Genomic DNA, 26013 nt, shown 5'->3' on the forward strand with positions numbered 1-26013 from the left:
GCGCCTGCCTTGACTCGCGCACCACGATTCGCAAGGGTGGTGAGATGGAGCCGAACACGGGACAGTCCACCTTGCCGTCGGAGCGAAAGTCCCGCACGTACAGGCCGGCGGTCCAGGCGGCCGGACTGGCGGGTTTCCTGGTGGCGTCCTTCCTCGTGGCCGGCCTTGGCGGCCTCGCCTCCACCAGCAACGTCGACGGCTGGTACGCCACGGCGGAAAAGGCGCCCTGGACGCCGCCCAACTTTGTGTTCGGCCCCGTGTGGACCCTGTTGTACACGGCCATGGCCGTGGCGGCCTGGCTGGTGTGGCGCAAGCGCACCAGGCGCACGCGTCCGGCCATGATTGCCTACGCCGTCCAACTGGTCCTGAACCTCGCCTGGACCCCGATGTTTTTCGGTCTCTACCCAACGCTCGGAACGCCGGCACTGTGGCTGGCGCTGGTGATCATCCTGGCGCTGATCGTCGCCGTCGTCGTCACCATCCTGTATTTCGGCCCCATCAGCCGCACAGCGGGGTTGCTGCTGCTGCCCTACGTGGCATGGCTGGTGTACGCCTCAACGCTGAACGTGTGGGCGGCCATCAACAATTAGCGTCCGCCCGAAGCGGACCAGGTGCGGCCCATGACCGACAGGGTTCCCGTTGTCAGCATTCGACGACGTTGACGGCGAGGCCGCCCATCGCGGTTTCCTTGTATTTGGAGGACATGTCCTTGCCGGTTTCGCGCATGGTGATGATGACTTCATCGAGGGAGACCCGGTGGGTCCCGTCGCCCCAGAGCGCCATTTTCGCCGCGTTGATGGCCTTCGCCGCCGCGATCGCGTTCCGCTCGATGCACGGAACCTGCACCAGCCCGCCGATCGGATCACAGGTCAGGCCCAGGTTGTGTTCCATCGCGATTTCCGCGGCGTTCTCCACCTGCGTCGGGGTGCCGCCCATCACCTCGGCAAGTCCCGCCGCCGCCATGGACGACGCCGACCCCACCTCGCCCTGGCAACCCACCTCGGCACCCGAAATGGACGCCTGTTCCTTGTAGAGCACCCCCACGGCACCGGCGGCGAGCAGGAACCTGGCCACCACGCCGTCGCGGTCTTCCTGCGTTGCCTCCTCCATGCCCGGGGCGAAATGCAGCGCGTAATACAGGACCGCGGGGATGATCCCTGCAGCACCGTTCGTCGGGGCGGTAACCACCCTCCCGCCGGAGGCGTTCTCCTCGTTCACGGCCAGCGCCACCAGGTTCACCCACTCCTGCCAGTACCGGGGATCATGGAAATCCCAGTCCGTGAACTCCAGGTCCTGGCTGTCCTCGCCGGGGCGGGCGCATTCCTTTTTCAGCCGGTCGAACCAGTCCGGGGCGCGGCGGCGGACCTTCAACCCGCCCGGCAGCACCCCGTCACGCTTCAACGACGTCGCCACGCATGCCTCCATCACGGACCAGATATGCAGCAGCCCCGCCCGGATCTCCTCCTCGGAACGGGAAGACTTCTCATTGACCAGCATCACGTCGCTGATCCCCAACCCGGTATCCGCGCAATGCCTCAGGAGCTCCGCAGCGGTCCGGAACGGCAACGGCAGCTCCTTTTTGGACTCATCGAGTTCCTGCTGCGCGGCGTCCTCCTCACCCTCACGGACAATGAACCCGCCACCCACGGAGAAAAACGTGGCCCGGTGGAGTTCCCCGCCGTTGCCGTCCGAGACGGTGAACGTCATCCCGTTCGTGTGCCGCGGCAACACCGTCAACGGCCGCAACACCATGTCCTTCACCCCATACGGCAACGCCACGGACCCCCCTTCGCCGGCGCCCGCCAGCTGCAGCGTCCCGGTCTCGGCGATCGCAGCCAACCGCTCCTCCACCTCCGCCGGCAGGATCCTTTCGGGGTGGAACCCCTCCAGACCCAGCAAGATGGCCGTCATCGTCCCGTGCCCATGCCCCGTCGCAGCCAACGACCCATACAGATCCACCCGCAGCCCTGCCACCCTGGACAACACCCCGCTGCCCCTCAACTCCTCGGCAAACACCGCAGCAGCCCGCATCGGCCCCACCGTATGAGAAGACGAAGGCCCAATACCAACAGAAAACAGATCAAAAACACCAACAGCCATGACGTCCTACTTGGTGCGCTTGTAGAATGGCAGCTCGACGACTTCGAACGGTTCGGCCTTGCCGCGGAGGTCGACGTCGAGGGCTGTTCCGGGGGCGGCGTGTTGGACGTCGACGTAGGCCAGCGCCACCGGGTAGCCGAGGGTGGGCGAGGGCTGTCCGGAGGTGACCTCACCAACCACTGCCCCGTCCTTGAGGACCGGATAGTGGGCACGGCCGGCACGGCGGCCCAGGCCTTTCAAGCCCACCAGGCGACGGCCGGTGGTTGATCCCGCGCCGGCCTCCTTCTTTGCTGCCAGCGCAGCTTTGCCCACGAAGTCGCCCTCTTTGAACAGCGCGACGACGGGACCCAGTCCAGCTGAGTAAGGATCGCCCTGCAGGGAGAGTTCGTTACCGTACAGGGGCATCCCGGCTTCCAGTCGGAGCGAATCCCGGGATGCGAGGCCCGCCGGAGTGAGCTCCCCGTCGTCGGCCACCGCGAGGAGTGCCTGCCAAAGCCCCACGGCGTCATCGTTGGGCACGAAGATCTCAAAGCCGTCTTCGCCGGTGTAGCCAGTGCGTGCCAGCAGGAGGGCGAGTCCGGCTCCGTTGACCAGGAACGGAACTTCCACCGCGGCGTAGTACTTCAGCCCGGTGACGTCTGCGTGCTGGGCCGCGGGGACCAGCCGGAGCAGAAGGTCCTGCGCCTTGGGCCCCTGGACAGCGATCAGCGACGTTTCCGCCGAGGCGTCCTGCACGGTGACGTCGAAGCCGGCGGCGCGTTCCCGCAGGGCCGCGGCCACCACCTTGGCGTTGCCTGCGTTCGGGACCACCAGGTACTTGGCTGTTCCGTCCGCAGCTGCGGGGAGGCGGTACGTAATCAGGTCGTCGATGATGCCGCCGTCGGTGTCACAGATCAGCGAGTACTTGGCCTTGCCCACCGGCATGGCCGAGATCTTTCCTACCAGGGCGAAGTCCAGGAATGCTGCGGCGTCCGGCCCGGTGACCCAGACTTCACCCATGTGGGAGAGGTCGAACAGGCCGGCCGCGTTGCGCACGGCGTGGTGTTCGGCGAGCTCGGAGCTGTACTTGAGGGGCATCTGCCAGCCACCGAAATCGGTGAAGGAGGCGCCCAGCTTCTGGTGCTCGCCGTAAAGGGCGGTGTAGTTCTCAGTCATGGGAAGTCCTTAGGGAGCAGCTGTTAGGCCTGTCGAATGTGGTGATTGGGCTTGTCGACATCAAGGTTTCGGCAAGCCCAACCACCGAGCAACCTAGTTTTCGAAGGAGGTATTTTCCTCGAACGCCTCGAGGGGCGGGCAGGAGCAGACCAGGTTACGGTCGCCGGCTGCGCCGTCGATGCGGCCCACGGGCGGGAAGTACTTGTCCTGCTTGTGGTGTGCCGGGAATGCGGCCTGCTCGCGCGGGTAGGCGCGGTCCCAGTCGGAGCGGACGACGGCTGACGCCGTGTGCGGTGCACGCCGCAGCGGGGAATCAGCGACGGCGAAGTCGCCGTTGGCCACCTGGTCGATTTCCTTGCGGATGGTGATCATGGCGTCGATGAAGCGGTCGATCTCGGCGAGGTCCTCGGACTCGGTGGGCTCGACCATCAGGGTCCCGGCCACCGGGAAGGCCAGGGTGGGGGCGTGGAAGCCGAAGTCGATCAGGCGCTTGGCCACGTCCTCGGCCGTGACGCCGGTGCGGGCGGTGAGTTCGCGCAGGTCCAGGATGCACTCGTGCGCCACGAGCCCGCCCTCACCCGTGTAGAGCACCGGGTAGAACTCGTTCAACCGGGCAGCAACATAGTTCGCGGCCAGCAGCGCGGACTTGGTGGCCTCGGTCAGGCCCGTACCGCCCATCAGCTTCACGTACGCCCAGGAGATCGGCAGCACACCGGCAGAGCCGAACCGGGACGCGGAAATCGCCACGCCGTGGCCCTCCTCATGCGCGGCTTTATTCGCATCGCCGGGCATAAACGGGGCCAGGTGCGCCTTCGCCGCGACCGGGCCGACGCCGGGCCCGCCGCCGCCGTGCGGGATGCAGAACGTCTTGTGCAGGTTCAGGTGCGAGACGTCGCCGCCGAACTTGCCCGGCTGCGCCAGACCCACGAGGGCGTTCAGGTTCGCGCCGTCCACATACACCTGTCCGCCTGCAGCGTGGACCGCGTCGCAGATCTCGGTCACGTCGCCGTCGTAGACGCCGTGGGTGGACGGGTAGGTGATCATGATGCAGGACAGGACGTCCCGGTTCGCCTCGATCTTCGCCGTCAGGTCGTCGTGGTTGATGGTGCCGTCCGGGGCGGTGGCGACAACAACCACCTTCATGCCCGCCAGGACGGCGGAGGCGGCGTTGGTGCCGTGCGCGGAGGCGGGGATCAGGCAGACGTTGCGCTGCTGATCGCCGCGGGAGTGGTGGTAGCCGCGGATCGCGAGCAGGCCGGCGAGTTCGCCCTGGGAACCGGCGTTGGGCTGGATGGAGACCTGGTCGTACCCGGTGATCTCGGTCAGGTCAGCCTCGAGCCCGGTGATCAGTTCACGCCAGCCCTCGGTCTGGGAATCCGGAGCGAACGGGTGGATGGAGGCGAACTCCGGCCAGGAAATCGCTTCCATCTCGGCGGTGGCGTTCAGCTTCATGGTGCACGACCCCAGCGGGATCATGGTCCGGTCCAGGGCCAGGTCCCGGTCTGACAGGCGGCGGATGTAACGCAACAGCTGCGTCTCTGACCGGTGGGTGTTGAACACCGGGTGCTCCAGGTAGCCGGAGGACCGCTCCACCCCGGCATCCAGTGCGAAGCTCCCGTCCCCGGCGACCTTGGCGCCAAAGATGTCCGCGACGTCGGCGACGACGGCCGTCGTCGTGGTTTCATCCAGGGAGATGCCTACGGTATCTGCATCGATGGAGCGCAGGTTGATGCCGCGTGCCTCAGCATCGGCAATAATGCCGGCGGCGCGGCCGGTAACCCGAACGGTGATGGTGTCGAAGAAGCTCTTGTGCAGGACTTCCACGCCGGCGGCCGCGAGGGACGCCGCCAGGGTGCGGGCGTGGGCGTGCGTCGTTTCCGCGATCGCTTTCAGCCCGTCCGGGCCGTGGTAAACGGCGTACATGGAGGACACGATGGCCAGCAGCGCCTGCGCGGTGCAGATGTTGGACGTGGCCTTCTCACGGCGGATGTGCTGCTCGCGGGTCTGCAGGGCCAGGCGGTAGGCGGGAACGCCGGCGTCGTCCTTCGAGACGCCCACCAGGCGGCCCGGCAGCGAGCGTTCCAGCCCCTTGCGGACGGCCATGTAAGCCGCGTGCGGGCCGCCGAAGAACAGCGGAACGCCGAAACGCTGGGTGGAGCCGACGGCGATGTCCGCACCCTGCTCACCCGGAGGAGTGATCAGGGTCAGCGCCAGCAGATCAGCAGCAACGGTGACCAGCGCGCCGCGCTCATTGGCGGCGGATATGGCATCTGCCTGGTTGAAGACACGGCCCGAGGCGCCGGGCTGCTGGAGCACGATGCCGTTGATGTCGCCCTCGGGCAGGCCCTTGGAGAGGTCGGCGACCTCCACCTCGAAGCCGAGCGCTTCGGCGCGGCCCTTGACGATGGCGATGGTCTGCGGCAGCACGTCGATGTCCAGGACCGTTTTGCCGTCAGCGGCAGGTTTGGCCTTGTTGGCGCGGCGCATCAGCAGGACTGCCTCGGCCACCGCCGTCGCTTCGTCCAGCAGGGACGCGTTGGCAATCGGCAGGCCCACCAGGTCCTGGACCATGGTCTGGAAGTTCAGCAGCGCCTCCAGCCGGCCCTGCGAGATCTCGGGCTGGTACGGGGTGTACGCGGTGTACCAAGCGGGCGCTTCGAGGATGTTGCGGCGGATCACGGCCGGCGTGATGGTGTCGTAGTACCCCTGGCCGATCATCTGCACGGCGGTCTTGTTCTTGCCAGCCAGCCGGCGCAGCTCGGTCAGGACCTCAACCTCGCTGAGGGCGTCCTGCAGGCGGAGGGCCGTCTCCTGGCGGATGACCTGGGGAACGGCGGTATCGACCAGGGAGTCGACGGTGTCGTAGCCCACGGCCTTGAGCATGGTGTCGACGTGGTCCTGGCGCCGGGCACCGATATGGCGGTCGACGAAAGTGGTGGAGGCTGAACTAACCGTCACGGGGGAACTCCAGATACTCAGGCGGCGCAGGGTACGCCACAGCGATTCGGGTCCCTCCCCGCTCTGTATTGGACCTGAGAGTTTCCGCGGCGCCTGCATGGACAGGACCCGCTTGCACCGTCGGTGAGCACAACGGTCCGGCATCCGGTAAAGGGATGCCTGGACGGCCTGCTGCTTTCCAGAGGTGCCTCGCCGCGGCGGTACAGGGGCCTGCGAGATTCCTGGGGAGGATTTGCTCCTACGGCGCCTGCCGAACGTTGTGGCAGGACTCTCCCGCCGCAGATCAAAGGCTATTCAATTGGATGTGTACGCGGGGCCGTCCGGTGACGACTCCCACAATGCTTAATTCTCCTACGCCACGGCCCCCGGGGCAAATGTCCTGCTAGCGCCGGAGCCGCTCCAGTGCTGCCAGCAATTCGTCGACGTCCGCGGCCGCGCCGCCTTCGGGGACGGGGCCAACGGAGAGCATGGCGTTGAAGTAGAGGCCGTCCCCCATGTACAGCACGGCCTTGGCCAGGGCCGGCCCCACGTCGGCGGCGATTTCGTCGAGCCACCGCCGCTGGATCGCAGCGAATCGGCGGCGGGTTTCTTCATGCGCCACCTCCGCCAGCCTGGTGGCGGCGACGATGGCCCGGTCCAAGGGGGTGTCTCCCCACACCGAGGACCGGATGAAGTAGGCCGCTGCGCCCTCCGGCGCGGCGGCCATGGCATCGGCGTCTTCTCCCGCGAGCGTGTCCAACTGGTCCAGGAGCGCCTGGATCAGGGCTTCCTTGTTCGGAAAGTGGTAGAGGAGCCCGCCCTTGGAGACGCCGGCCTTTCGGGCCACGGCGTCCAGGGTGGCGGCTCGCTCCCCCACCTCAATCAACAGGGTGGCGAAGGCGTCAAGGACGGCTTCGCGGGCGACTGGCTTTCGGGGCATGCCATCCATCATGCCTTCCCGGGATGCCAGGGGCTCAACTCAGCCACCATTCCAAACTGTACCGTCTGGACGGTATAGTTAATTCCATGACCATCTCGACGCACCGTGATGCACCCCGGCTCCAGGGACCCGCCACGCCACGGGCCCCGTGGCGCGACTGGCTGGCCCTTGCGCTGCTGATGTTTCCCGTACTGCTGGTGGCCGTGGACAACACGGCCCTGACCTTCGCCCTGCCCGCGATCGCCCAGTCCCTGAACCCTTCCGGGGTGCAGCTGCTCTGGATCGTGGATGCCTACCCCCTCGTCTTGGCGGGGCTGCTGGTGTGCATGGGCAGCCTGGGCGACAGGATCGGCCGGCGGCGGCTGCTACTCACCGGCAGCCTCGGCTTTGCCGCACTCTCGGCCGCCACGGCGTTCGCGCCAACGGCGGAATGGCTGATCGCAGGACGCGCCGCCCTGGGCTTCTTCGGGGCCATGTTAATGCCCTCTACCCTCTCGCTCATCCGCAACATCTTTGCGGAGCCCAACCGCCGCCGGCTGGCGGTGGCCATCTGGGCCGCCGGCTTCTCCGGCGGGGCCGCCCTGGGGCCGATTTTCGGCGGTTGGCTGGTGGAGCACTACTGGTGGGGCGCAGTCTTCCTGGTCGCAGTGCCGCTCATGCTGCCACTGATCGCCCTGGGTCCGGTGCTGATTCCGGAATCGAAGAATCCGGAACCGGGGAAGGTGGATTTTCCCAGCATCGTACTGTCCCTGCTGGTGATGGTGCCGCTGGTGTACGGCATCAAGGAAGTGGCTACGGAAGGAGTGTCCGGCACCGGCCTTGGCGCCATGGCTTTCGGCCTGGCCATGGCAGTCGTTTTTGTCCGGCGACAGCTCCGGCTGCCGCACCCCCTGCTGGACATGTCGCTTTTCCGCAACCGGGTGTTCAGCATGGCCATCACCGCAAACGTCCTGGCCCTGTTTTCCTTCAACGGCTTCATCCTCTTCCTGGCCCAGCACCTGCAGCTGCTCGAGGGCATGACGCCGTCCGCCGCAGGCGTCGCCATGATCCCGGCCCTTGTTGCCACTGTGGTGGCAGGCCTGGTGGTGGTGCCACTGGTCCGGAAGGTCAGGCCCGGCTTCGTGGTGGGCACGGGCCTGGCGTTCAGCTCCGCGGGGTACAGCCTGGTGACGTTCGGGAACCACGACGGCGGGCCCACACTGCTGCTGGCAGCGTTGCTGATCCTGGCGCTGGGCGTGGGGACGGCTGAAACCATCTCCAACGACCTCATCCTCGGTGCGGCTCCGGCGCACAAGTCAGGTGCAGCGGCCGCCATCTCGGAGACCGGATACGAGGTGGGGGCGCTGCTGGGGACGGCCGTACTTGGCTCCATCCTCACGGCCTCCTACCAGCACAACCTGCACCTCCCGGCAGCTGTGGACGGCACCGCCACGGAAGCGGCCCGCCACAGTGCCGGCGAAACACTGGCCGGCGCCATGGACCTCGCAGCCGGGCTTCCGGCCCCGCTGGCCGATGCCGTCCGCCAGGCCGCGGCCGCCGCCTTCGACTCCGGCGTGCACGTCACCGCGGCGATTGGACTGGTCCTGATGGCCACCGCGGCAGTCTGCGCCGCCGTCGTTCTTCGCAAAGTGCCCAAGGCCGCGTAACAGCACCACGGCACGCGGCAGCGCGTAGGCCTTAACGGCAAAAGGCGCCCTGCGCCGGAGATCAGCCTCCGGCGCAGGGCGCCTTATTCATGCCGTGGCGGCAGCCCGCTGCTACTTTTCGTCGGGAGCGGTGACGCTGGCGGTTGGCTTGAGCGTCTCGGCGTTCACCATCCAGGCGAACTGCTCCAGCTTGGCGATGAACTCGTGCAGCAGGTCTGCGCTGGTGGGATCTTCCTCATCCACCTCGTCATGGACCTTGCGCATGGTGCCCACGGCGGCCTCCATGGCTGCAACGATCCGCTCGATGGCGTCCTTGGTGCTGATCAGCCCCTCGGGAAATTCCGCCAGGGCAGTCGACTTCGACACGGTGGAGCTGCGGCCGTCAGGCAGTGCATGGAGGGCCCGCATGCGTTCGGCGGTGTCATCGGCGAACTGGCGGGCGGCATCAACGATTTCATCCAGCTGCAGATGGAGGTCCCGGAAGTTGGTGCCCACAATGTTCCAGTGCGCCTGCTTGCCCTGGATGTGCAGCTCGATCAGGTCGGCGAGTACGGCCTGCAGATTGTTGGTCAGGGTCGGTGAAGCTTTCATGGGAGTCCTCCTCGATTGGTCCAGTAACTTCGAAACTATCAGCGCCCGGGCCACCGGGCATGGGCCTGGGCGGATATTTCTCAGTGAGCTTACTAATTTTGCCGCACAGTCATAAACGAACGTGATTCATATTCCCCCTTGCGCGACCGCCGTCACAGCCCCATACTAAATGAACGCCATTCATATAGTGACCCCGGTCATAAGCTTTCAGAAAGCGGTGCCATGACAGAAGCACTCCGCACCAGCTCCACCGCCGCGCGGGGCGAGCAATTGCACGGCAGCGGCGACATTACCGCCAAGGGACTAAAGGGCGGGCAGCTGGGGCTCCTCGCCGTCGTCGTCCTGGGAATTTCCACGATCGCCCCCGCCTACACCCTGACCAGCGCACTGGGCCCCACCGTCAATGAAGCCGGACTCCAGCTGCCCGTGATTTTCCTGATCGGCTTCATCCCCATGATCCTGGTCTCGCTGGCCTACCGGGAACTCAACGCCGATTCACCGGACAGCGGCACCACCTTCACCTGGGTCAGCAAAGCGTTCGGCCCCTGGGTCGGCTGGATGGGCGGTTGGGGCCTCCTGGCGGCCAACATCATCGTGCTGTCCAACCTCGCCGGCGTGGCCGTCGACTTCTTCTACCTCTTCCTGTCCCAGCTCACCGGTTCACCGGAATTGGCGGAACTGGCCGATAACAAGGCCCTGAACGTCCTGACCTGCCTGGTGTTCGTCGCCCTGGCTGTCTGGGTCAGCTACCGCGGACTGCACACCACCAAAGTGGTGCAGTACGGCCTGGTGGGATTCCAGCTGCTGGTGCTCGGCCTGTTCGTCGGCATGGCCTTCGCCAACTGGTCCACCTCGGAGACCGCCATCCCCTTCAGCTGGGATTGGTTCGACGTCACCAGGATCGAGACCTTCGGCCAGGTGGCCGCAGGAATTTCACTGTCCATCTTCGTCTACTGGGGCTGGGACGTCTGCCTCACAGTGAACGAGGAGACAGCCAACGGCAAGAAGACGGCCGGCGTGGCGGGCACCCTGACGGCCGTCATTGTCCTGGCCATCTACCTGCTGGTGAGCATCGCCACCATGATGTTCGCCGGCGTCGGCGATACCGGCAACGGGCTGAACAACGCGGAGAACCACGAGAATATCTTCACAGCGCTGGCCTCCCCCATCATGGGCCCGTTCGCCATCCTGATGTCCCTCGCAGTGCTCTCCAGCTCGGCCGCGTCCCTGCAGTCCACGTTCATGTCCCCGTCACGCAGCCTCCTGGCGATGGCCCACTATGGGGCCCTGCCTGAACCCTTCAGCCGCGTCAGCCGGAAGTTCGCGACGCCGGGCTTCGCCACCATCGCTGCCGGCATCATGTCCGCGGGGTTCTACGCCGTGATGCATGTGGTCAGCGAGAACGTCCTCAATGACACCATCCTGGCCCTGGGCCTGATGATCTGCTTCTACTACGGCCTGACGGCACTGGCCTGCGCCTGGTACTTCCGGCACAGCCTCTTCACCAGCGTCCGCCATTTCGTGTTGCGGCTGCTGTGCCCGGTGCTGGGCGGCGTGGGCCTGTTCGTCGTGTTCTTCCAGACCGCCGTGGACAGCCTGGCGCCCGAGTTCGGCAGCGGTTCCGAAATCTTCGGCGTGGGACTGGTGTTCATCCTCGGCGTCGGTATCCTGGCGCTCGGCGCGGTCTTCATGCTGATCATGGCCCGGGTACGCCCCGGTTTCTTCCGTGGCGAAACGCTGCGGAAAGACACCCCGGCCCTGGTGGTCCCGGAGTAAAGACGCCTGCACAGGACAGGAAAGGTGCCGTTCCCGCCAACGCGGGGACGGCACCTTTCCTGTTTGACGACGCCGGCCGTCACCAGAAGTGCGCCACATCCACCACCAGCCGGGAGCCTGAACCCGGCCCGTCCAGCGTGAAGACACGGAACGGAAGACGGGCGCGGACGCCCACGCCGAGAGTGCTCTGGCCCTCAAAGCTTCCTGCCCAGACCACCTGGCGGAAGGTCTGGTAACCGGAGACGTTGGCGAGCTCAACCTGGTCGGCGGACTTGTACGTGGCGTCGCCGTTCCCGTCATAGGCAGGTGCCCGGACAACCACCTGCAGGCGGGCGCCACCCCGGATCTCGACCGGTTTGCCGGAACCGTCCTGAGTGATTTGCCCAACGTAGCGGACGGAGTAGCCGGGGGCCGGGCCGCTGCCCAGGTCAACCACCAGCCGGTCGAAGCAATAGTGCTGTCCGGTGCGGACATTGGTGACGGGCGCGCCGCTCATGGAGTCGTCCGTCTTCATTAGCGAGCCCCATGTGAGCCCGCAATACGAGGTGGTTGCCGAGGCAGGCCCCGGAACCAGCAATCCCAGTCCCACGGCCACAAGGATGGCCGTGAACCAGATGGAGAGTTTTTTCATTGTGGTGCCACCCAAGGAAGGAGCGATTGGATAGCTCCAGATTAGGACGGCGGGAACGGTGAAACGAGGCCTGTGGCCGCTTCGGGGCGGAACCGTTAGCCTGCCGTCCGCAGCATTAAGGCTGCATAAAACAGGGGCCGTTTCCGGGGCCTTCTTAACCCGTTCGGCACCGTTCCTGCACCTGCCCGTTACCACCCATAACGGTTGCCCGGGGGATACAGGAAAGCGCCGGCCACCCCAGTGGGGTGGGCGGCGCTGAAACCTGGTGGAAGCTCAGCCTTCGCAGTCGCGGCAGTACTTGAGGCCGTTCTTTTCGAGGGCAACCTGCGACCGGTGGCGGACCAGGAAGCACGAGGAGCACGTGAATTCGTCGGACTGCTCCGGAACGACAACAACTGTCAGTTCCTCGGTGGAGAGGTCGGCGCCGGGCAGGTCAATGCCTTCAGCGGTGTCGTTCTCTTCGAGATCGATGACGGCGGTCTGCGCGTTGCCGCCGCGGGACGCCTGGAGTGCCTCAAGCGAGTCAGCGGGAGACTCTTCTTCCTGCTTGCGTGGAGCATCGTAATCGGTAGCCATAGCGTGTTCACTTTCGTTGCTGCACAGCGCCATTTCAGGCACCTCAGTGCAGCAGTTTAGGGCATGACCCCGTTACAGGCGCAATAGTGTGCTCAACCAGCCAGTCAGCCTACGCCGGCGGTCGATTCGTCGTGCCGTGCGCGGGCATGGTCGGCCCCCACTGCCACGCCGCTCAGGGCCGGAAGCCAGCCCCAGCGGGATGCCTCAGCCATGGCGTCAGCGGCCTGTTCCGGGGATGTGAAGGCGAAGGCGGTGAACCACTGGCGGAACCTGCCGGGAATGTTCTCTGTCATTCCTGAAACTTAGGCGCCGGATGTTGTGTGCGCGTTTCCCCGGTATCTCTGCCTGGTTAAATCCGGAACTGCCCAGGGCTGAGGGCGCGCCCTCAGCCGGGTGGCGCCGTACTGCTGCGCAGGACAAGTTCCGGTTCCACCACCAGCGTCCGGGGACCCGGCGTGCCGCCGAGCTCCGCGAGCATCATGTCCATGCACCGCCGGCCGAGTTCTTCAAAGTCCTGCCGGACCACCGTCAGCGGCGGACAAAAGTAGCCCGCCTCAGGCTGGTCGTCAAAGCCCACCACGGATACGTCCTGCGGTACCCTGATGCCCGCCTCGTTCAGCGCCCGCAGGACCCCGAGGGCCATCTGGTCGTTGCCCACAAAGAGCGCCGTGGCACGGGGGTTGGCCGCCAGTTGCCGGCCAATTCCGTAGCCGCTGCCCGCGCTCCAGTCACCCTCGATAACCAGGTCCGCGGCGAGTCCGGCGGCTTCAAGGGCGGCACGCCAACCGTCGGCGCGGGCCACGGCGTCTATCCAGTCCTGCGGCCCCGCGATGTGCCCGATCCGCACATGCCCCTGCCCAATGAGGTGTTCCACCGCCAGTTCGGCGCCGCGGCGCTGGTCCACCTTGACCCCGCCAACTGTGTCATTTCCGTTGGACCCAACGGCCACGACCGGCACTCCGATGGGCAGTTCTGCCAGTGCGGCCAATGTCTCCAGGTGCGGAACAATCACCACGATTCCGTCCACGGACTGGTCCAGGAAGTGCCGGACGGCGTCCAGGATCGCGTCCCGGCTGACCTCCCGCAGCGCAGCCACACTGACGAAATATCCTGCGTCCCGGGCCGCGCGCTCCACCCCCAACATGGTGTTGGCAGGGCCGTACTGCGAGAGCTCACTGCCCAAGACACCGATGGTCTGTGAACGCCGGGTGACCAGGCTCCGTGCGGCGGTGTTGCGGCGGTAGCCGAGTGTGGCGATCGCCGCTTCCACCTTTCCACGGGTCCCGGGGCTGACGCTCGGATGGTTGTTGACCACCCGTGACACGGTTTGGTGCGAGACCCCGGCGAGTTCCGCCACGTCCTCGAGCCTGGGCAGCCGGCGTGGCCTGCTGTCCGTCACGGGGTCCGTGTCCGCGGCAGCCACCGGGGCCGGCACCTCAGCCGTGCCATCGGATCAGATCCCGCCCGCAAGTTTGTAGTAGGCGGCGTTCCAGTTCAGGTCCTTCTTGAACTGGCGGATGGTGGTGCCTTCGTCGATGGTGAGCAGTTCGGTTTTCGCAATCTCGGCGAAGTCCTCGAACACGTCCATACCCACCTGGGTTGAAAGCACCGTGTGGTGCGCGGCGCCTGCGGTAAGCCAGGCGGCGGCGGACGTGGCGAAGTCCGGTTTGGGCTCCCACAGGGCGCGGGCCACCGGCAGGTTGGGCAGCGGCTGGTCCAGCGGGACGACGTCCACGGCGTTGGCCACCAGGCGGAAACGGTCCCGCATGTCGGACAGGGCGACGACGACGCCCGGGGAGGCATCGGCGTCGAACACCAGCCGCACGGGGTCTTCCTTGCCGCCGATGCCGAGCGGGTGGATTTCCAGCCGCGGCTTCGCGGCCGTCAGGGAGGGGCAGACCTCGAGCATGTGGGCGCCGAGGATCTTCTCCGCCCCGGGTTCCAGGTGGTAGGTGTAGTCCTCCATCAGGGACGCGCCCCCGGGCAGGCCGGCACCCATGACCTTCGCGGCACGGACCAGGACGGCGGTCTTCCAGTCACCCTCGGCACCGAAGCCGTACCCGGCGGCCATCAGCCGCTGCACGGCCAGGCCGGGAAGCTGGCGGAGGGCGCCAAGGTCCTCGAACGAGGTGGTGAACGCGGCCGACCCGTTGGCCTCGAGGAAGCTGCGCAGCCCGAGTTCGATCCGGGCGCCGTACCGCAGCGAGTCGTGCCGGGCCGCGCCCGTGCGGAGCTCCGGCACCACCTCGTAGAGGTCCTCATATTCGGCCACCAGGGCGTCGACGTCGGACTCCGGAGCGCCGTGCACGGCGTCCGCCAGCTCGTTCACGGACCAGGTGTTGACGGCGACGCCGAAGCGCAGCTCCGCCTCCGTCTTGTCGCCTTCGGTGACGGCAACGTTGCGCATGTTGTCGCCGAAGCGGGTCAGCTTCAATGTCCGGACCGCGGCCCAGCCCGCTGCGGCACGCTGCCACGAACCCACCTGCCGCGCCACCTCGGGGTTGGAGACGTGCCCGACGACGGTCTTCCGGGCGATGCCCAGGCGGGACTGGATGTACCCGAACTCGCGGTCGCCGTGCGCGGCCTGGTTCAGGTTCATGAAGTCAAAGTCGATGTCCGCCCACGGCAGGTCACGGTTGGCCTGGGTGTGCAGGTGCAACAACGGCTTCCGCAACAGGTCCAGGCCCTGGATCCACATCTTGGCCGGGCTGAAAGTGTGCATCCAGGCGGTGACGCCGATGACGGAATCATCCGAGTTGGCCTCAAGGGCGGTGCGGCGAATGGCGTCGGAATCGGTCAGGACAGGCTTCCAGACGATTTTGACCGGGACGGCGGAGGAGGCGTTGAGCTGGTTGGCGATCTCCTGTGACTGGGCGGCCACCTGCTTGAGGACTTCCTCCCCGTACAGGTGCTGGCTGCCGGTAAGGAACCAGACCTCATAGCCGTCAAGGGAAGTGGATGCTGCTGTACTCATGGGTTCTCCTGGAAAGTTCCTGGTGTCCACAGGCGTTATTGGCCGTAGACGTTCTGGTAGCGGGCGTAGAGGGAGTCGATGTGGCCCTGGTCGATGGGCAGCGGGTCACCGAGCTGCCGGGCGATGTGCACCGTGCGGGCCACTTCCTCGCACATCACGGCAGCCTTCACCGCAGACTTGGCGTCCTTGCCGATGGTGAACGGACCGTGGTTCTGCATGAGAACTGCCGGCGAATTGGAATTTTTCAGCGTCTCCACAATGCCGTGGCCGATCGAGTCGTCACCGATCAGGGCGAACGGTCCCACCGGGATGGATCCGCCGAATTCGTCACCCATCATGGTCAACACGCACGGAATGGCCTCACCCCGTGCAGCCCAGGCGGTGGCGTACGTGGAGTGCGTGTGCACCACGCCGCCCACTTCAGGCATGTGCCGGTACACGTAGGCGTGCGCTGCCGTGTCCGACGAGGGCGACAGCGGCGGATTGCCCCAATCGACGGTGCCTCCAGCACCGACATTGGTTCCCCGGACGGGGGTGCCGTGCAGGTCAGTGACGATCATCTGCTCCGGGGTCAGGTCCTGGTAGGAGACGCCGGAGGGCTTGATGACCATAAGGTCCGTTCCGGGCACGCGGGCCGAGACGTTGCCGGCGGTCCACACCACCAGTTCATAGCGGGTCAGTTCGGCATGCAGCGCGCACACTTCCTGCCGGACCCGGGCAATGGTCTCCAGGATTCCTGCTGCGACGCTCATGCGGACACCTCCGTGGGAGCCTCTGACGCAGCGGCCGACTGCGTGATCCCCGGGGTTGTGCGCCGGATGCCGGAGGGCGTCCCGTCATGAACACCGATGACGGGATGGCCGAGGCCTGGCCCGGGGATGGAAGGGAACAACGAATCTGGCATGTGGTGCCTCCGTCCGGGAGGCAGCGGCCTCATTACCGGGTTCTGTAGGGATCGGGTAGTGCTAAGTGCTGCAGTAAGTGTGAACGCTAACAAAGTAGAAGTCAATGAAGCCGAAAGGTTCTTGAAATTCAAACCCCGGCCTCTTGTTAGCGTTCACAAATAGGTCTATATTGAACCGACACATCAACAATGTGGCCAGGATCGGCAGCACGGGTGCTGCCTGATCCAACAACACTTCGTGGCAGTGCTGCCGCGGAAGGAGATTATGGTGAGAATCAAAAAACTGATGGGCGCGGTGGCCCTTGTCCTCGCCCTGACGGTGGGCGCCACCGGTTGCGGCTCCCGCGGCGGAACGAGCGAATCCAGCGGTGCTGCCGCCAACCCCAGTGATTCACTGGTTGGCATCTCGATGCCTACGCAGACCTCCGAACGCTGGATTGCAGATGGCGCCAACGTCGAAAAGTCCCTGAAGGACCTCGGCTACAAGACGGACCTCCAGTTCGCCAATGACGACATCCCCACCCAGGTGTCGCAGATCGAAAACATGCTGACCAAGGGCGCCAAGGCCCTGATCATCGCCGCCATTGACGGCACTACCCTGACCGACGTCCTGGCCAAGGCCAAGGAGCAGAACGTTAAGGTCATCGCTTACGACCGCCTTATCAACGGCACGCCCAACGTGGACTACTACACCACGTTCGACAACTACACCGTTGGTGTCCAGCAGGCTACCTCGCTGCTGACCGGCCTGGGCCTCGTCGATGCCAGCGGCAAGAAGGTGGACGGCAAGGGCCCCTTCAATGTCGAGCTTTTCGCGGGCAGCCCGGACGACAACAACGCCAACTTCTTCTGGACCGGGGCCATGGACACCCTCAAGCCCTACCTGGACGCCGGCACCCTCAAGGTCCCCAGCGGCCAGACCAAGTTTGAGCAGGCGGCGATCCTCCGTTGGCAGGCGCCTGTTGCCCAGAAGCGCATGGAAGACATCATCACCTCCGCCTACAGCTCCGGTACCAAGCTGAACGGCGTGCTGTCCCCTTACGACGGCCTGTCCATCGGCATCATCTCGGCCCTTACCAGCACCGGCGGCTACGCCAAGGGAAGCCTGCCCGTCGTCACCGGCCAGGACGCCGAAAAGGGTTCTGTTAAGTCGATCGTTGCCGGCGAGCAGTACTCCACGATCTTCAAGGACACGCGGCAGCTCGGCGCCCAGGCCGTCAAGATGGTCGACGCCGTCCTCAAGGGCCAGGAGCCGGAAACCAATGACACCAAGACCTACGACAACAAGGTCAAGGTGGTCCCTGCCTTCCTGCTGAAGTCCGTCATCATCACCAAGGACAACTACAAGAAGGAACTGATCGACTCGGGTTACTACACCGACGCTGACGTCAAGTAGTCAGCGCCCGGCAGCTGTGGCCGGACCCGGGGTCCGGCCACAGCTTCCTCCCGCAGCCTTCTGCAGCAGCAGGACGGCCAACCTTTCGACCAGTCAGTGGGAATTGACGATGAACACACCCATTCTTCAAATGCGAGGAATCACCAAGACGTTCCCGGGCGTGAAAGCGCTGCAGGACGTCACCCTGGACGTGAACCGTGGCGAGGTCCACGCCATCTGCGGTGAAAACGGAGCCGGGAAGTCAACGCTCATGAAAGTGTTGTCCGGCGTCTATCCTCACAACACATTCGACGGGGAGATCCTCTTCGAAAACGAACCCTGCAACTTCTCCAGCATCTCGGACAGCGAGAAGCGGGGAATTGTCATCATCCACCAGGAACTGGCCTTGAGCCCGTTCCTGTCCATAGCCGAGAACATCTACCTGGGCAACGAACAGGCCACCAACGGCTGGGTGGACTGGCGCAAGACCAACCTCGAGGCAGCAAGGCTGCTGGCGCGCGTTGGCCTGGATGAAAATCCGGTCACCCCCGTGCAGCACATCAGCGTCGGCAAGCAGCAACTGGTCGAAATCGCCAAGGCCCTCTCCAAGGAAGTGAAGCTGCTGATCCTTGACGAGCCCACCGCCGCTCTTAACGACGAGGATTCCGGCCATCTGCTGGACTTGATCCTCCACTTGAAGGGCCAGGGTGTCACCAGCATCATCATCAGCCACAAACTCAACGAGATCCGGAAAGTGGCTGACGCGGTCACCATCATCCGGGACGGTAAGACCATCGAAACCCTGCGGCTCGATGAAGGCCAGATCACCCAGGAACGGATTATCCGCGGCATGGTGGGCCGTGACCTGGAGAGCCTGTATCCGGAGCGTGAGCCCAACATCGGCGACGAGGTCCTGAGGATCGAGGACTGGTCCGTTCGCCACCCGCAGGATCACAGCCGCATGGTGGTTCGCAACGCAAACCTGCACGTCAGGAAGGGTGAAGTGGTAGGGCTGGCAGGCCTCATGGGCGCCGGCCGCACCGAACTTGCCATGAGCGTCTTCGGCCGGACCTATGGGACCACCGTCTCCGGCAAGGTCTACAAGTACGGCGAGGAAATCAACACCTCCACAGTGTCTGAGGCCATCCGGCACGGCATCGCGTACGCCACCGAGGACCGGAAGCATTACGGCCTGAACCTCATCGAGGACATCAGGCGGAACATCTCCCTGGCTGCATTGCGCAAGCTCGCCAAGCGCGGCTTCGTGGACAAGAACCAGGAGACCGTGGTGGCCAACGGCTACCGCAAGAGCATGAACATCAAGGCGCCCTCCGTGGCCGCCATCACCGGCAAGCTGTCCGGTGGAAACCAGCAGAAGGTAGTGCTGAGCAAATGGATGTTCTCCGACCCCGACGTGCTCATCCTTGATGAACCCACCCGCGGGATAGACGTCGGCGCCAAGTTCGAGATCTACACGATCATTGCCAAGCTCGCAGCCGAAGGAAAAGCAGTCATTGTGATTTCCTCGGAACTTCCCGAACTGCTGGGCATCTGCGACCGCATTTATACCCTCGCAGCCGGCCACATCACCGGTGAAGTGCCCATCGCAGAAGCGACCCAGGAAACCCTGATGCACTACATGACCAAAGAGAAGGAATAGCGAAATGTCCGCCCTACGAGAATCGCTCGGATTCCTCACCAGCCGCCTCCGCCAGGTTGGCATTTTCGTTGCCCTGATCCTGATCGTTCTGCTCTTCCAGGGGCTCACCGGTGGGATCCTGCTGCAACCCCAGAACGTCACCAACCTGGTGGTCCAGAACAGCTACATCCTGATCCTTGCCATCGGCATGGTGATGGTAATCATCGCCGGACACATCGACCTTTCCGTCGGCTCGGTAGCCGGGTTCATCGGCGCCGTCGCGGGCGTCATGATCGTGCACTGGGGCTGGCCGTGGTGGGCCGCCATCCCCGCCTGCCTCCTGGTTGGCGCCTTGGTGGGCGCCTGGCAGGGCTACTGGATCGCCTATGTGGGGATTCCGGCCTTCATCGTCACGCTGGCGGGCATGCTGATTTTCCGGGGGCTGACCCTCATCACCCTGAGGAACCAGCAGATCACCCCCTTTCCCGCGGAGCTGCGGGCCCTCGGCGGAGGCTTCCTTCCGGACATCTCCGGAGGCACCTCCGTGCTGGAATGGCTCACCGTCATCCTGGGCGTCGGCGCCACCGCTGCCCTGCTGATCCAGGCCTTCAAAGAGCGCAGGATCCGCCGGAAGTTCGATCTTGAAAGCGAACCCCTGGTCTGGTTCATCATCAAGACCGCGTTCACTTCGCTGCTCATGCTCATCATCACCTTCCTGCTGGCGTCCTACCGGGGCACGCCGATCGTCCTGGTGGTCCTGGCCGCACTGGTGATCGCCTACACCGCCCTCATGAACAACAGTGTCTTCGGGCGGCACACCTACGCCATTGGCGGGAACCTCCACGCGGCTGAGCTTTCCGGCATTAAGACCAAGGCCGTCACGTTCCGCCTGTTCGTGAACATGGGTGTTCTTGCCGCACTGGCCGGCCTCGTCTTCACTGCCCGCCTCAACTCGGCACAGCCGGCCGGCGGAACCGGCTTCGAACTCGACTCCATCGCCGCAGCATTCATTGGCGGCGCCGCTGTCACCGGCGGCATCGGAACCGTGGCCGGAGCAATGATCGGTGGCCTGATCATGGGCGTCCTCAACAACGGCATGTCCATCCTGGGCCTTGGCACCGACTACCAGCAGCTCATCAAGGGCCTGGTGCTCCTTGTCGCCGTCGGGTTCGACATCTTCAACAAGAACCGCAGCGGTGGCGGCGGCGGGATTGGAAAGCGCTTCAAACTGAAGACCAGTCCGCCGCCCGCGGAGGAGAAGCCCGCTCCGGCTTCCAACGAAACGGTGGAGGCCGGCCGCAAGTAGTACTTTCTGCAACCCGTACGAAACGAAGGCCCCTGCTGCGTGGACCACGTCCAGGCAGCAGGGGCCTTTCCGTGCGGCACCGGTTCACCCCGTCAATTCCTCGGGGGCAGCCAGCTCCGTGGCGGTGTCCGCCGGCGAGCGCTGGCGCCGGCTCATCAGGATGAAGGGTGCGGCCAGCAGTTGCACGGCCCCGCTGACGGCAAGGGAGGCCGGGTAGCCGTAAAGGTCCGCGGCCCGTCCCAGCAATGGCTGTACCACCACTCCACCGCTGGAACCCATGAGGGAGTCGAAGCTGAGCACCGTCGCCCGCTGCTTGGAGGGGATCATGTCATTCAGGTACGCCTGGCGGACCGGGACCCCGGCCGAACCCACCATCCCCCACAACATGAGCAGCACCAGGGCCAGCCAGAACGTGGTGGTAAACAGGAGCGCCACAAGGATCAGTGCGCTGGCCACGTTGCTGGCGATCAGCACCGTGGTCCGCCGGTGGACCAGTTTCCTGACCCGCGGCGCCATCCACCCGCCCACCACGTCGGCCCCGGCCACGATGGCGGCGGCAAGGCCGGCCACTGCGTAGGCACGGGGATCCCCGAAGAGCTGCAGGAGGTAGGGCTGCAGGGCGTAGAAGACGTAAATACCCACGCCCTGCGTGAACGGGGCGGCCAGCATGATGTACCGGACGGGCGGATGCCGGAGCCCGCCGTCCACGGAGGCCTTGAGGACGGCGCGGGTGGCGGCGAGCGGGCGGGCCGAACGTTCGGGGGTGAATCCGACGTCGTGCATGAGCAGGAAGGCGACAACGAACATGGCCATCAGCACTGCCACCCGCAGCAGGAAGGGAACGCCCAGGTTGGTGGCCTGCGCGATGACGCCGCCGGCAACGGATCCCGCCAGCATGGCGATGCCGGACACCATTTGGCCCCGGCCCAGCACGGTTTCGAGGGTGCCGTCGTAGCCGGCATACTGCAGGGCATCCACCAGCCAGGCTTCCACCGCGCCGGAGAAGAAGGTGAATCCCAGGCCGAGCAGCACGGAGACGGCGGCCCACCACCAGAACGGCGCCGAGTACTGCCACAGCAGGTAATAGAGGAAGGTGGAGCCGGCGAGGGTCACGGTTCCCAGGAGGAACGAAGCGCGGCGGCCCCAACTGTCCGCCACCACCCCGGTGGGGACCTCGAACAGCACCATGCCTGCGGTGAAGAAGGCGTTGGCGGCGAAGGCTTCCAGGTTGCTCAGGCCGGCGTCGAGCAGGAACAGCGTGTTGATCCCCCAGATAAAGGACGCTGCAAGGGTGTTGCCGAGCGTCAGCACCAGGTAGGCGCTCTGGATCTTGCGGGCGGCCGGATTCATCAGGGCCCGGTTCAGGTGGGGCTGAAGCCGGGCGGCACGGGGTCGTGGCGCAGGTAGATGCGGCTGAAACGGCCCGTACCCGCTGTGAGGGCGCGGAGTTCGACGGCGTAGCGCAGCAGTTCCTGGTCCGGCACCTCGGCGCTGATGTCCGTGAGTCCCCCGCCCGACGACGTCGTGCCGGTCAGCCGGCCCCGGCGGCCCGAGAGGTCGCTCATGACGGGTCCCACGTGCTCGTCCGCAACGGTGATGCTGACTGCTGAGACCGGCTCAAGGAGCTGGATCCGTCCGGCAGCAGCCGCCTCCCGCAGGGCCAGGGCGCCGGCAGCCTGGAAGGCGGCGTCGGACGAATCGACGCTGTGGGCCTTGCCGCCCACCAGCCGCACGCGGACGTCCACCACGGGGAACCCGGCGGATACTCCTTTCTCCATCTGTGTACGGACCCCCTTCTCCACGGAAGGGATGAACGTCCCCGGGATGACCCCGCCCACCGTCTTGTCCACGAATTCGAAGCCGCCGCCCCGGTCCAGCGGCTCCACTTCGATGTCGCACACGGCGTACTGCCCGTGCCCCCCGGATTGTTTGACGTGGCGTCCGTGCCCGGTGGCCGGGCCCGCGAAGGTTTCCCGCAGCGGTGTCACCACGTCCACGGCGTGCAGCTTCACGCCCTGCTCACGGAGCCTGTCCATCACGACGTCGGCATGCGCCTCCCCCATGCACCACAGGACCAGCTGGTGCGTTTCAGCGTTCCGTTCCACGCGCATGGTTGGGTCGCCGGCGGCGATTTTCCCCAGGCTCCGGGCCAGGGCATCCTCGTCGCTGCGGGAATCGGCTTCCACGGCCACGGGAAGGAGCGGTTCGGGCATCTCCCACGTGGCGAGCATGAGCGGATCCTCCCGGGACGAGATGGTGTCACCGGTTTCGGCGCTTCCCAGCTTGGCCAGGGCGCACAGGTCCCCCGCCACGCAGTAGGGCACAGGCCGCAGGGTAGCTCCCAACGGCGAGAACAGGTGCGTGACGCGTTCGTCGGTGTCGTGGTCCTGGTGCCCCCGGTCCGCCAGGCCGTGCCCGCCAACGTGCACCGGCGAGTCCTCGCGCAGGGTTCCCGAGAACACGCGGACCAGGCAGATCCGGCCCAGGAAGGGATCGTTGGAGGTTCTCACCACTTCCGCGGCCAACGGCCCCGACGGGTCGCAGCCCAGGGACCGGCCGTGCCGGCCCTCCAGGTCCGTCGCCTCCGGAACGCCCGCCTCCGTGGGCGGCGGGAACGCGCGCACCAGCATGTCCAGCAGTTCTGATGTTCCCAGGCCGGTGACCGCGGACGTGGGGATGACCGGATGGAACGAACCACGGGCTACGGCGGTCTCCAGGTCTTCGATCAGGACGCCGGTACCGATTTCCTCGCCGGACAGATAGCGCTCCATCAGGGTTTCGTCTTCGCTTTCGGCGATGATCCCCTCGATGAGCTCTCCGCGGGCCCCGGCCGCAGCCGCCGCGTCGTTGGCTGCGGCGTCCCGGGTGGCAGGGCTTTCCCCCGGGGTGTAATCCGTGACCGTTCCGGACAGCAGTCCCAGCAATCCGGTGCGTCCGCCGCCGGAGCCGACCGGGACGTAGAGCGGGAGGACGCCGTCGCCGAACGCCTTCCGGCACTCCGCGAGGACGCCGTCGTAATCCGCCCTCGGGTGGTCCAGCCGGGTGATCACCACTGCGCGCGGGAGCCGCCGGTGCGCGCACTCCGCCCACAACGCGGTGGTGGTGGCATCAATTCCGTCGACGGCGGAAACAACAAAAAGGGCGGCGTCCGCTGCGCGGAGGCCGGCCCGCATTTCCCCGATGAAGTCGGGATAACCGGGTGTGTCCAGCAGGTTAACCTTGGTTTCGTCCAGCATGAGGGGCACCAGGGAAAGAGTGACGGACCGTTGCTGGTGGATCGCAGCGGGATCGGAATCGCCTACAGTGGTCCCCTCAGCTATGGATCCTTTGCGGGTGATCATTCCGTTGGCAGCCAGAAGTGCTTCAATCAGCAGGGTCTTGCCGGCTCCGGAGTGTCCGATCAGCGCGATGTTCCGGATGCTGGCCGGTTCCAGTGCCGCGATGCGGGCGGCAGAATCGGCCCGGCGTGGTTCGGCCCCATTCCGGCCACTTGCAGCCCTGGCCGTGTCTTTGGCACTCTTCACCGACATGGGAACCTCCTGGCATCTTTGCCGTGCAACCCGTCCTAGCGTGTCCTCAAATTCGACACCCTGGGAGGCGTTAGGGCAAGGGCCAGGACGGCGCTGCGGCCAGGGACGCCGTCCGCTTTCCCTCGCGTGCCGGAGGGACTAGGACCTGGCCTTGCGCGTGGCGGCGTCGTTGGCTTTCTGCACTGCCTGGACAAGCTGATTCTTGTCCATCCTGGAGCGGCCCTTGACGTCCAGTTTCCGGGCCAGTTCGTAGAGATGTTCCTTCGAGGCATTGGCGTCCACGCCTCCCGCCGTGGGCGTGGATGAACCGGGGCCCTTCTCTTCCGCCCGCTTGTCCGACGGCCCCTTTTTGTCCTTGGCTTCCCAGTGGTCGCCCACCTTCTCGTAGCTGTGCTTCAGGGATGCGTAGGCGGTCCGCGCTGCCCGGCGTTCGTCGTCGTAGGACTCGATGGCGGAGTCGTACGTCTTGGCGAAGGTGTCCTGGGCCTTTTGGTCGGAACGCTGCAGGGTCGAGGGAAGTTCGTCCTTGCGGGCATGGTCGTTCTTGCCGGTCTTGGGCATGGCAGCCATCCTCCATTCATCAGCAGGCTGATCATTCGGATGGCACCAGCTTAACCCTGGAACGGCGGCGCGGGGAATGACGAAACGGACGGGTACCGGCATCCCGGGCATGAGTGGAGCCCCCTGTCGGATTCGAACCGACGACCCCCGCTTTACAAGAGCGGTGCTCTGGCCAACTGAGCTAAGGAGGCGTGCCCATACGGGCGGCGCCTGACGGCGCCAGATAAGCGTAGCCCAAGTGCTGCCGGTGGTAAAAACGGCAGGCTCGCGGGTTGGGGACCTTGGCCCACGGCCGGGAAGGAAGCCGGACTCCGGCCCTTAACGCAGTCAGCCCGCTCCCGGAAGTTCCGGAAACGGGCCGCCTGGAGGCTAAAGGGGTCTTAGCCCTTCGCTGCAATGGCCGCCTGGATCTCGGCGTTGAGGTCGGAGCTGCCGTCCCACTGCTTGCCATCCACGAAGATGGTGGGCGTACCGGTAATACCGATGTTGGATGCGAGCTGGGTGGAGTACTTGACGTACGGGCGGAACGTTTTATCGTCAACGCAGCTGTTGATGTCTGCACCGATATCGCCGGCCAATGACTTGAGCTTGTCATCGGAGAGGCCGGCGCTGCCTTCAGCGGGCTGGTTGGCGAAGAGTGTGTCGACATATTCGGCGTACTTCTCCGGCGCCTTGTCTGCTACACACGCTGCCGCGTTGGCTGCGCGGGACGAGTAGTTGGTGCTTGACTGGCGGTCAAGGAAGCCCAGCGGCCGGTATTCCAGGCTGATCTTTCCTTCGTTGCGCAGGCCGGTGAGGGCCTCGTTGTAGGTGCTCTCGAACCGCTTGCAGACCGGGCAGATGAAGTCGATGTACGCCACAACCTTCACGGGCTGGCCGGCCTCGGCTTCCGCGCCCGGGGCAACAACGGGGTTCGGCTGCGTGTCCGGCTTGGCCGGCACCTTGGCCATGTCCACCGTCGCGGAGTCCGTTGATTTCACACCGGTGTTGGCGACCAGCGTCACGCCGCCGTTGGCGTTACCGTTCGCGGGCACGGGCCCCTGGTCCGCGATGGGGGTGTTCTGCTTGATGCTGGTGGTGACCACCAGCCCCACGACCACCAGGATGGCGACGACAGCCGCCACAATGCCCCAGCCGATCAGAAGCTTGTTGCGCTTGTCCTTCTTCAGCTGGGCCTCACGGATCTGGCGCGCTTTTTCCCGCGCCTCCGCGGTTCGCTCAGCTTTCGACTTACGTACTTCGTTTCCGGGGCTCATGTGTTCCTTGGGTCGGTCGACGTGGAGGGACCACTTCGTGGCACTTCCACCATTTTAGGGGAGAAACCTGAGAGCTTGCTTCTTCAACTATCCACCCGGGTTGACCAACGGACGAA

Annotated in this window: 21 protein-coding genes, 1 tRNA gene and 1 riboswitch; of the genes, 6 read left to right on the forward strand and 16 right to left on the reverse strand. The window is 65.5% G+C overall.

What is annotated here, in order from left to right; translation table 11 throughout:
- Nucleotides 1-44 precede the first annotated feature (44 nt).
- Nucleotides 45-590, forward strand: a complete 546-nt coding sequence (locus tag QE394_RS04715) for a TspO/MBR family protein (RefSeq protein WP_056083699.1) — start codon at nucleotides 45-47, stop codon at nucleotides 588-590.
- Nucleotides 591-642: 52 nt separating this feature from the next.
- Here QE394_RS04715 and QE394_RS04720 read toward each other — a convergent pair whose 3' ends face one another.
- The 4 genes from QE394_RS04720 to QE394_RS04735 form a co-directional block, all read right to left on the reverse strand.
- Entirely contained in the window at nucleotides 643-2100 is a 1458-nt protein-coding gene (locus tag QE394_RS04720) for an L-serine ammonia-lyase (RefSeq protein ID WP_349033865.1), read from the reverse strand.
- A gap of 6 nt (nucleotides 2101-2106) precedes the next feature.
- Nucleotides 2107-3255 carry a glycine cleavage system aminomethyltransferase GcvT gene (gene gcvT, locus QE394_RS04725; RefSeq protein WP_349033866.1) on the reverse strand — a complete coding sequence of 383 codons (1149 nt, stop codon included), beginning with the start codon at nucleotides 3253-3255 and terminating at the stop codon, nucleotides 2107-2109.
- Nucleotides 3256-3348: 93 nt separating this feature from the next.
- The gene (gene gcvP / locus QE394_RS04730) at nucleotides 3349-6213 is read right to left on the reverse strand and encodes an aminomethyl-transferring glycine dehydrogenase (RefSeq protein WP_349033867.1); all 2865 of its coding nucleotides are present in this window, start codon (nucleotides 6211-6213) and stop codon (nucleotides 3349-3351) included.
- Between the two features lie 188 nt (nucleotides 6214-6401).
- A riboswitch (glycine riboswitch) is annotated at nucleotides 6402-6499 on the reverse strand.
- 96 nt (nucleotides 6500-6595) lie between these two features.
- Complete coding sequence (locus QE394_RS04735; protein WP_349033868.1) at nucleotides 6596-7132, reverse strand: TetR/AcrR family transcriptional regulator; 537 nt, start codon at nucleotides 7130-7132, stop codon at nucleotides 6596-6598.
- Between the two features lie 86 nt (nucleotides 7133-7218).
- On the opposite strand from QE394_RS04735, the gene QE394_RS04740 reads away from it, so the two are divergent.
- Nucleotides 7219-8778, forward strand: a complete 1560-nt coding sequence (locus QE394_RS04740; protein WP_349033869.1) for an MFS transporter — start codon at nucleotides 7219-7221, stop codon at nucleotides 8776-8778.
- A gap of 111 nt (nucleotides 8779-8889) precedes the next feature.
- Here the strand turns inward: QE394_RS04740 and QE394_RS04745 are convergent, their stop codons facing one another.
- A complete protein-coding gene (locus QE394_RS04745) occupies nucleotides 8890-9369 on the reverse strand; it encodes a DNA starvation/stationary phase protection protein (protein WP_015936097.1) in 480 nt (159 codons plus the stop codon).
- Between the two features lie 222 nt (nucleotides 9370-9591).
- Between QE394_RS04745 and QE394_RS04750 the strand changes: the two genes are divergently transcribed.
- Nucleotides 9592-11145 (forward strand): APC family permease, encoded by a 1554-nt coding sequence (locus QE394_RS04750; RefSeq protein WP_349033870.1) that lies wholly within the window; start codon nucleotides 9592-9594, stop codon nucleotides 11143-11145.
- A 79-nt stretch (nucleotides 11146-11224) separates the two neighbouring features.
- On the opposite strand, the gene QE394_RS04755 is transcribed toward QE394_RS04750, so the two are convergent.
- From QE394_RS04755 to QE394_RS04780, 6 genes are all read right to left on the reverse strand, one after another.
- On the reverse strand, nucleotides 11225-11776 hold the full coding sequence (locus QE394_RS04755) for a hypothetical protein (protein WP_261621057.1): 552 nt from the start codon (nucleotides 11774-11776) through the stop codon (nucleotides 11225-11227).
- A 273-nt stretch (nucleotides 11777-12049) separates the two neighbouring features.
- Nucleotides 12050-12352, reverse strand: coding sequence for a DUF4193 domain-containing protein (locus tag QE394_RS04760; protein WP_349033871.1), 303 nt, complete (start codon nucleotides 12350-12352; stop codon nucleotides 12050-12052).
- Between the two features lie 104 nt (nucleotides 12353-12456).
- The gene (locus QE394_RS04765; RefSeq protein WP_056078545.1) at nucleotides 12457-12645 is read right to left on the reverse strand and encodes a hypothetical protein; all 189 of its coding nucleotides are present in this window, start codon (nucleotides 12643-12645) and stop codon (nucleotides 12457-12459) included.
- A gap of 92 nt (nucleotides 12646-12737) precedes the next feature.
- Nucleotides 12738-13751: a LacI family DNA-binding transcriptional regulator gene (locus QE394_RS04770; protein ID WP_056078594.1), complete on the reverse strand. Its 1014-nt coding sequence runs from the start codon at nucleotides 13749-13751 to the stop codon at nucleotides 12738-12740.
- Between the two features lie 54 nt (nucleotides 13752-13805).
- Nucleotides 13806-15326, reverse strand: a complete 1521-nt coding sequence (araA, locus tag QE394_RS04775) for an L-arabinose isomerase (RefSeq protein WP_349033872.1) — start codon at nucleotides 15324-15326, stop codon at nucleotides 13806-13808.
- Nucleotides 15327-15361: 35 nt separating this feature from the next.
- Nucleotides 15362-16078 (reverse strand): L-ribulose-5-phosphate 4-epimerase, encoded by a 717-nt coding sequence (locus tag QE394_RS04780; RefSeq protein ID WP_056078552.1) that lies wholly within the window; start codon nucleotides 16076-16078, stop codon nucleotides 15362-15364.
- 417 nt (nucleotides 16079-16495) lie between these two features.
- Between QE394_RS04780 and chvE the strand changes: the two genes are divergently transcribed.
- From chvE to mmsB, 3 genes are all read left to right on the forward strand, one after another.
- Complete coding sequence (gene chvE, locus QE394_RS04785; protein WP_200937757.1) at nucleotides 16496-17626, forward strand: multiple monosaccharide ABC transporter substrate-binding protein; 1131 nt, start codon at nucleotides 16496-16498, stop codon at nucleotides 17624-17626.
- Between the two features lie 109 nt (nucleotides 17627-17735).
- The gene (gene mmsA, locus QE394_RS04790; RefSeq protein WP_056078554.1) at nucleotides 17736-19265 is read left to right on the forward strand and encodes a multiple monosaccharide ABC transporter ATP-binding protein; all 1530 of its coding nucleotides are present in this window, start codon (nucleotides 17736-17738) and stop codon (nucleotides 19263-19265) included.
- Between the two features lie 4 nt (nucleotides 19266-19269).
- Entirely contained in the window at nucleotides 19270-20550 is a 1281-nt protein-coding gene (mmsB, locus tag QE394_RS04795; RefSeq protein ID WP_056078557.1) for a multiple monosaccharide ABC transporter permease, read from the forward strand.
- Nucleotides 20551-20634: 84 nt separating this feature from the next.
- Here mmsB and QE394_RS04800 read toward each other — a convergent pair whose 3' ends face one another.
- From QE394_RS04800 to QE394_RS04820, 5 genes are all read right to left on the reverse strand, one after another.
- Nucleotides 20635-21900 (reverse strand): MFS transporter, encoded by a 1266-nt coding sequence (locus tag QE394_RS04800; protein WP_349033873.1) that lies wholly within the window; start codon nucleotides 21898-21900, stop codon nucleotides 20635-20637.
- Nucleotides 21901-21911: 11 nt separating this feature from the next.
- Nucleotides 21912-24080, reverse strand: a complete 2169-nt coding sequence (locus tag QE394_RS04805; RefSeq protein ID WP_349033874.1) for an elongation factor G-like protein EF-G2 — start codon at nucleotides 24078-24080, stop codon at nucleotides 21912-21914.
- Nucleotides 24081-24218: 138 nt separating this feature from the next.
- The gene (locus tag QE394_RS04810) at nucleotides 24219-24641 is read right to left on the reverse strand and encodes a ChaB family protein (RefSeq protein WP_056078601.1); all 423 of its coding nucleotides are present in this window, start codon (nucleotides 24639-24641) and stop codon (nucleotides 24219-24221) included.
- A gap of 114 nt (nucleotides 24642-24755) precedes the next feature.
- Nucleotides 24756-24832 (reverse strand) — tRNA-Thr (locus QE394_RS04815).
- A gap of 189 nt (nucleotides 24833-25021) precedes the next feature.
- Entirely contained in the window at nucleotides 25022-25897 is an 876-nt protein-coding gene (locus QE394_RS04820; protein WP_056078567.1) for a thioredoxin domain-containing protein, read from the reverse strand.
- Nucleotides 25898-26013: the final 116 nt, after the last annotated feature.

The organism is Pseudarthrobacter sp. SORGH_AS 212 (genome assembly GCF_030818145.1).
Taxonomy (GTDB): domain Bacteria; phylum Actinomycetota; class Actinomycetes; order Actinomycetales; family Micrococcaceae; genus Arthrobacter.

Excerpts from the sequence above, each read along its gene's own strand:
- QE394_RS04715 (WP_056083699.1), top strand. The coding sequence starts at position 45 with ATGGAGCCGAACACGGGACAGTCCACCTTGCCGTCGGAGCGAAAGTCC.
- QE394_RS04720 (WP_349033865.1), bottom strand. The coding sequence starts at position 2,100 with ATGGCTGTTGGTGTTTTTGATCTGTTTTCTGTTGGTATTGGGCCTTCG.
- gcvT (WP_349033866.1), bottom strand. The coding sequence starts at position 3,255 with ATGACTGAGAACTACACCGCCCTTTACGGCGAGCACCAGAAGCTGGGC.
- QE394_RS04735 (WP_349033868.1), bottom strand. The coding sequence starts at position 7,132 with ATGCCCCGAAAGCCAGTCGCCCGCGAAGCCGTCCTTGACGCCTTCGCC.
- QE394_RS04740 (WP_349033869.1), top strand. The coding sequence starts at position 7,219 with ATGACCATCTCGACGCACCGTGATGCACCCCGGCTCCAGGGACCCGCC.
- QE394_RS04745 (WP_015936097.1), bottom strand. The coding sequence starts at position 9,369 with ATGAAAGCTTCACCGACCCTGACCAACAATCTGCAGGCCGTACTCGCC.
- QE394_RS04750 (WP_349033870.1), top strand. The coding sequence starts at position 9,592 with ATGACAGAAGCACTCCGCACCAGCTCCACCGCCGCGCGGGGCGAGCAA.
- QE394_RS04755 (WP_261621057.1), bottom strand. The coding sequence starts at position 11,776 with ATGAAAAAACTCTCCATCTGGTTCACGGCCATCCTTGTGGCCGTGGGA.
- QE394_RS04760 (WP_349033871.1), bottom strand. The coding sequence starts at position 12,352 with ATGGCTACCGATTACGATGCTCCACGCAAGCAGGAAGAAGAGTCTCCC.
- QE394_RS04765 (WP_056078545.1), bottom strand. The coding sequence starts at position 12,645 with ATGACAGAGAACATTCCCGGCAGGTTCCGCCAGTGGTTCACCGCCTTC.
- araA (WP_349033872.1), bottom strand. The coding sequence starts at position 15,326 with ATGAGTACAGCAGCATCCACTTCCCTTGACGGCTATGAGGTCTGGTTC.
- QE394_RS04780 (WP_056078552.1), bottom strand. The coding sequence starts at position 16,078 with ATGAGCGTCGCAGCAGGAATCCTGGAGACCATTGCCCGGGTCCGGCAG.
- chvE (WP_200937757.1), top strand. The coding sequence starts at position 16,496 with ATGGTGAGAATCAAAAAACTGATGGGCGCGGTGGCCCTTGTCCTCGCC.
- mmsA (WP_056078554.1), top strand. The coding sequence starts at position 17,736 with ATGAACACACCCATTCTTCAAATGCGAGGAATCACCAAGACGTTCCCG.
- mmsB (WP_056078557.1), top strand. The coding sequence starts at position 19,270 with ATGTCCGCCCTACGAGAATCGCTCGGATTCCTCACCAGCCGCCTCCGC.
- QE394_RS04800 (WP_349033873.1), bottom strand. The coding sequence starts at position 21,900 with ATGAATCCGGCCGCCCGCAAGATCCAGAGCGCCTACCTGGTGCTGACG.
- QE394_RS04805 (WP_349033874.1), bottom strand. The coding sequence starts at position 24,080 with ATGTCGGTGAAGAGTGCCAAAGACACGGCCAGGGCTGCAAGTGGCCGG.
- QE394_RS04810 (WP_056078601.1), bottom strand. The coding sequence starts at position 24,641 with ATGCCCAAGACCGGCAAGAACGACCATGCCCGCAAGGACGAACTTCCC.
- QE394_RS04820 (WP_056078567.1), bottom strand. The coding sequence starts at position 25,897 with ATGAGCCCCGGAAACGAAGTACGTAAGTCGAAAGCTGAGCGAACCGCG.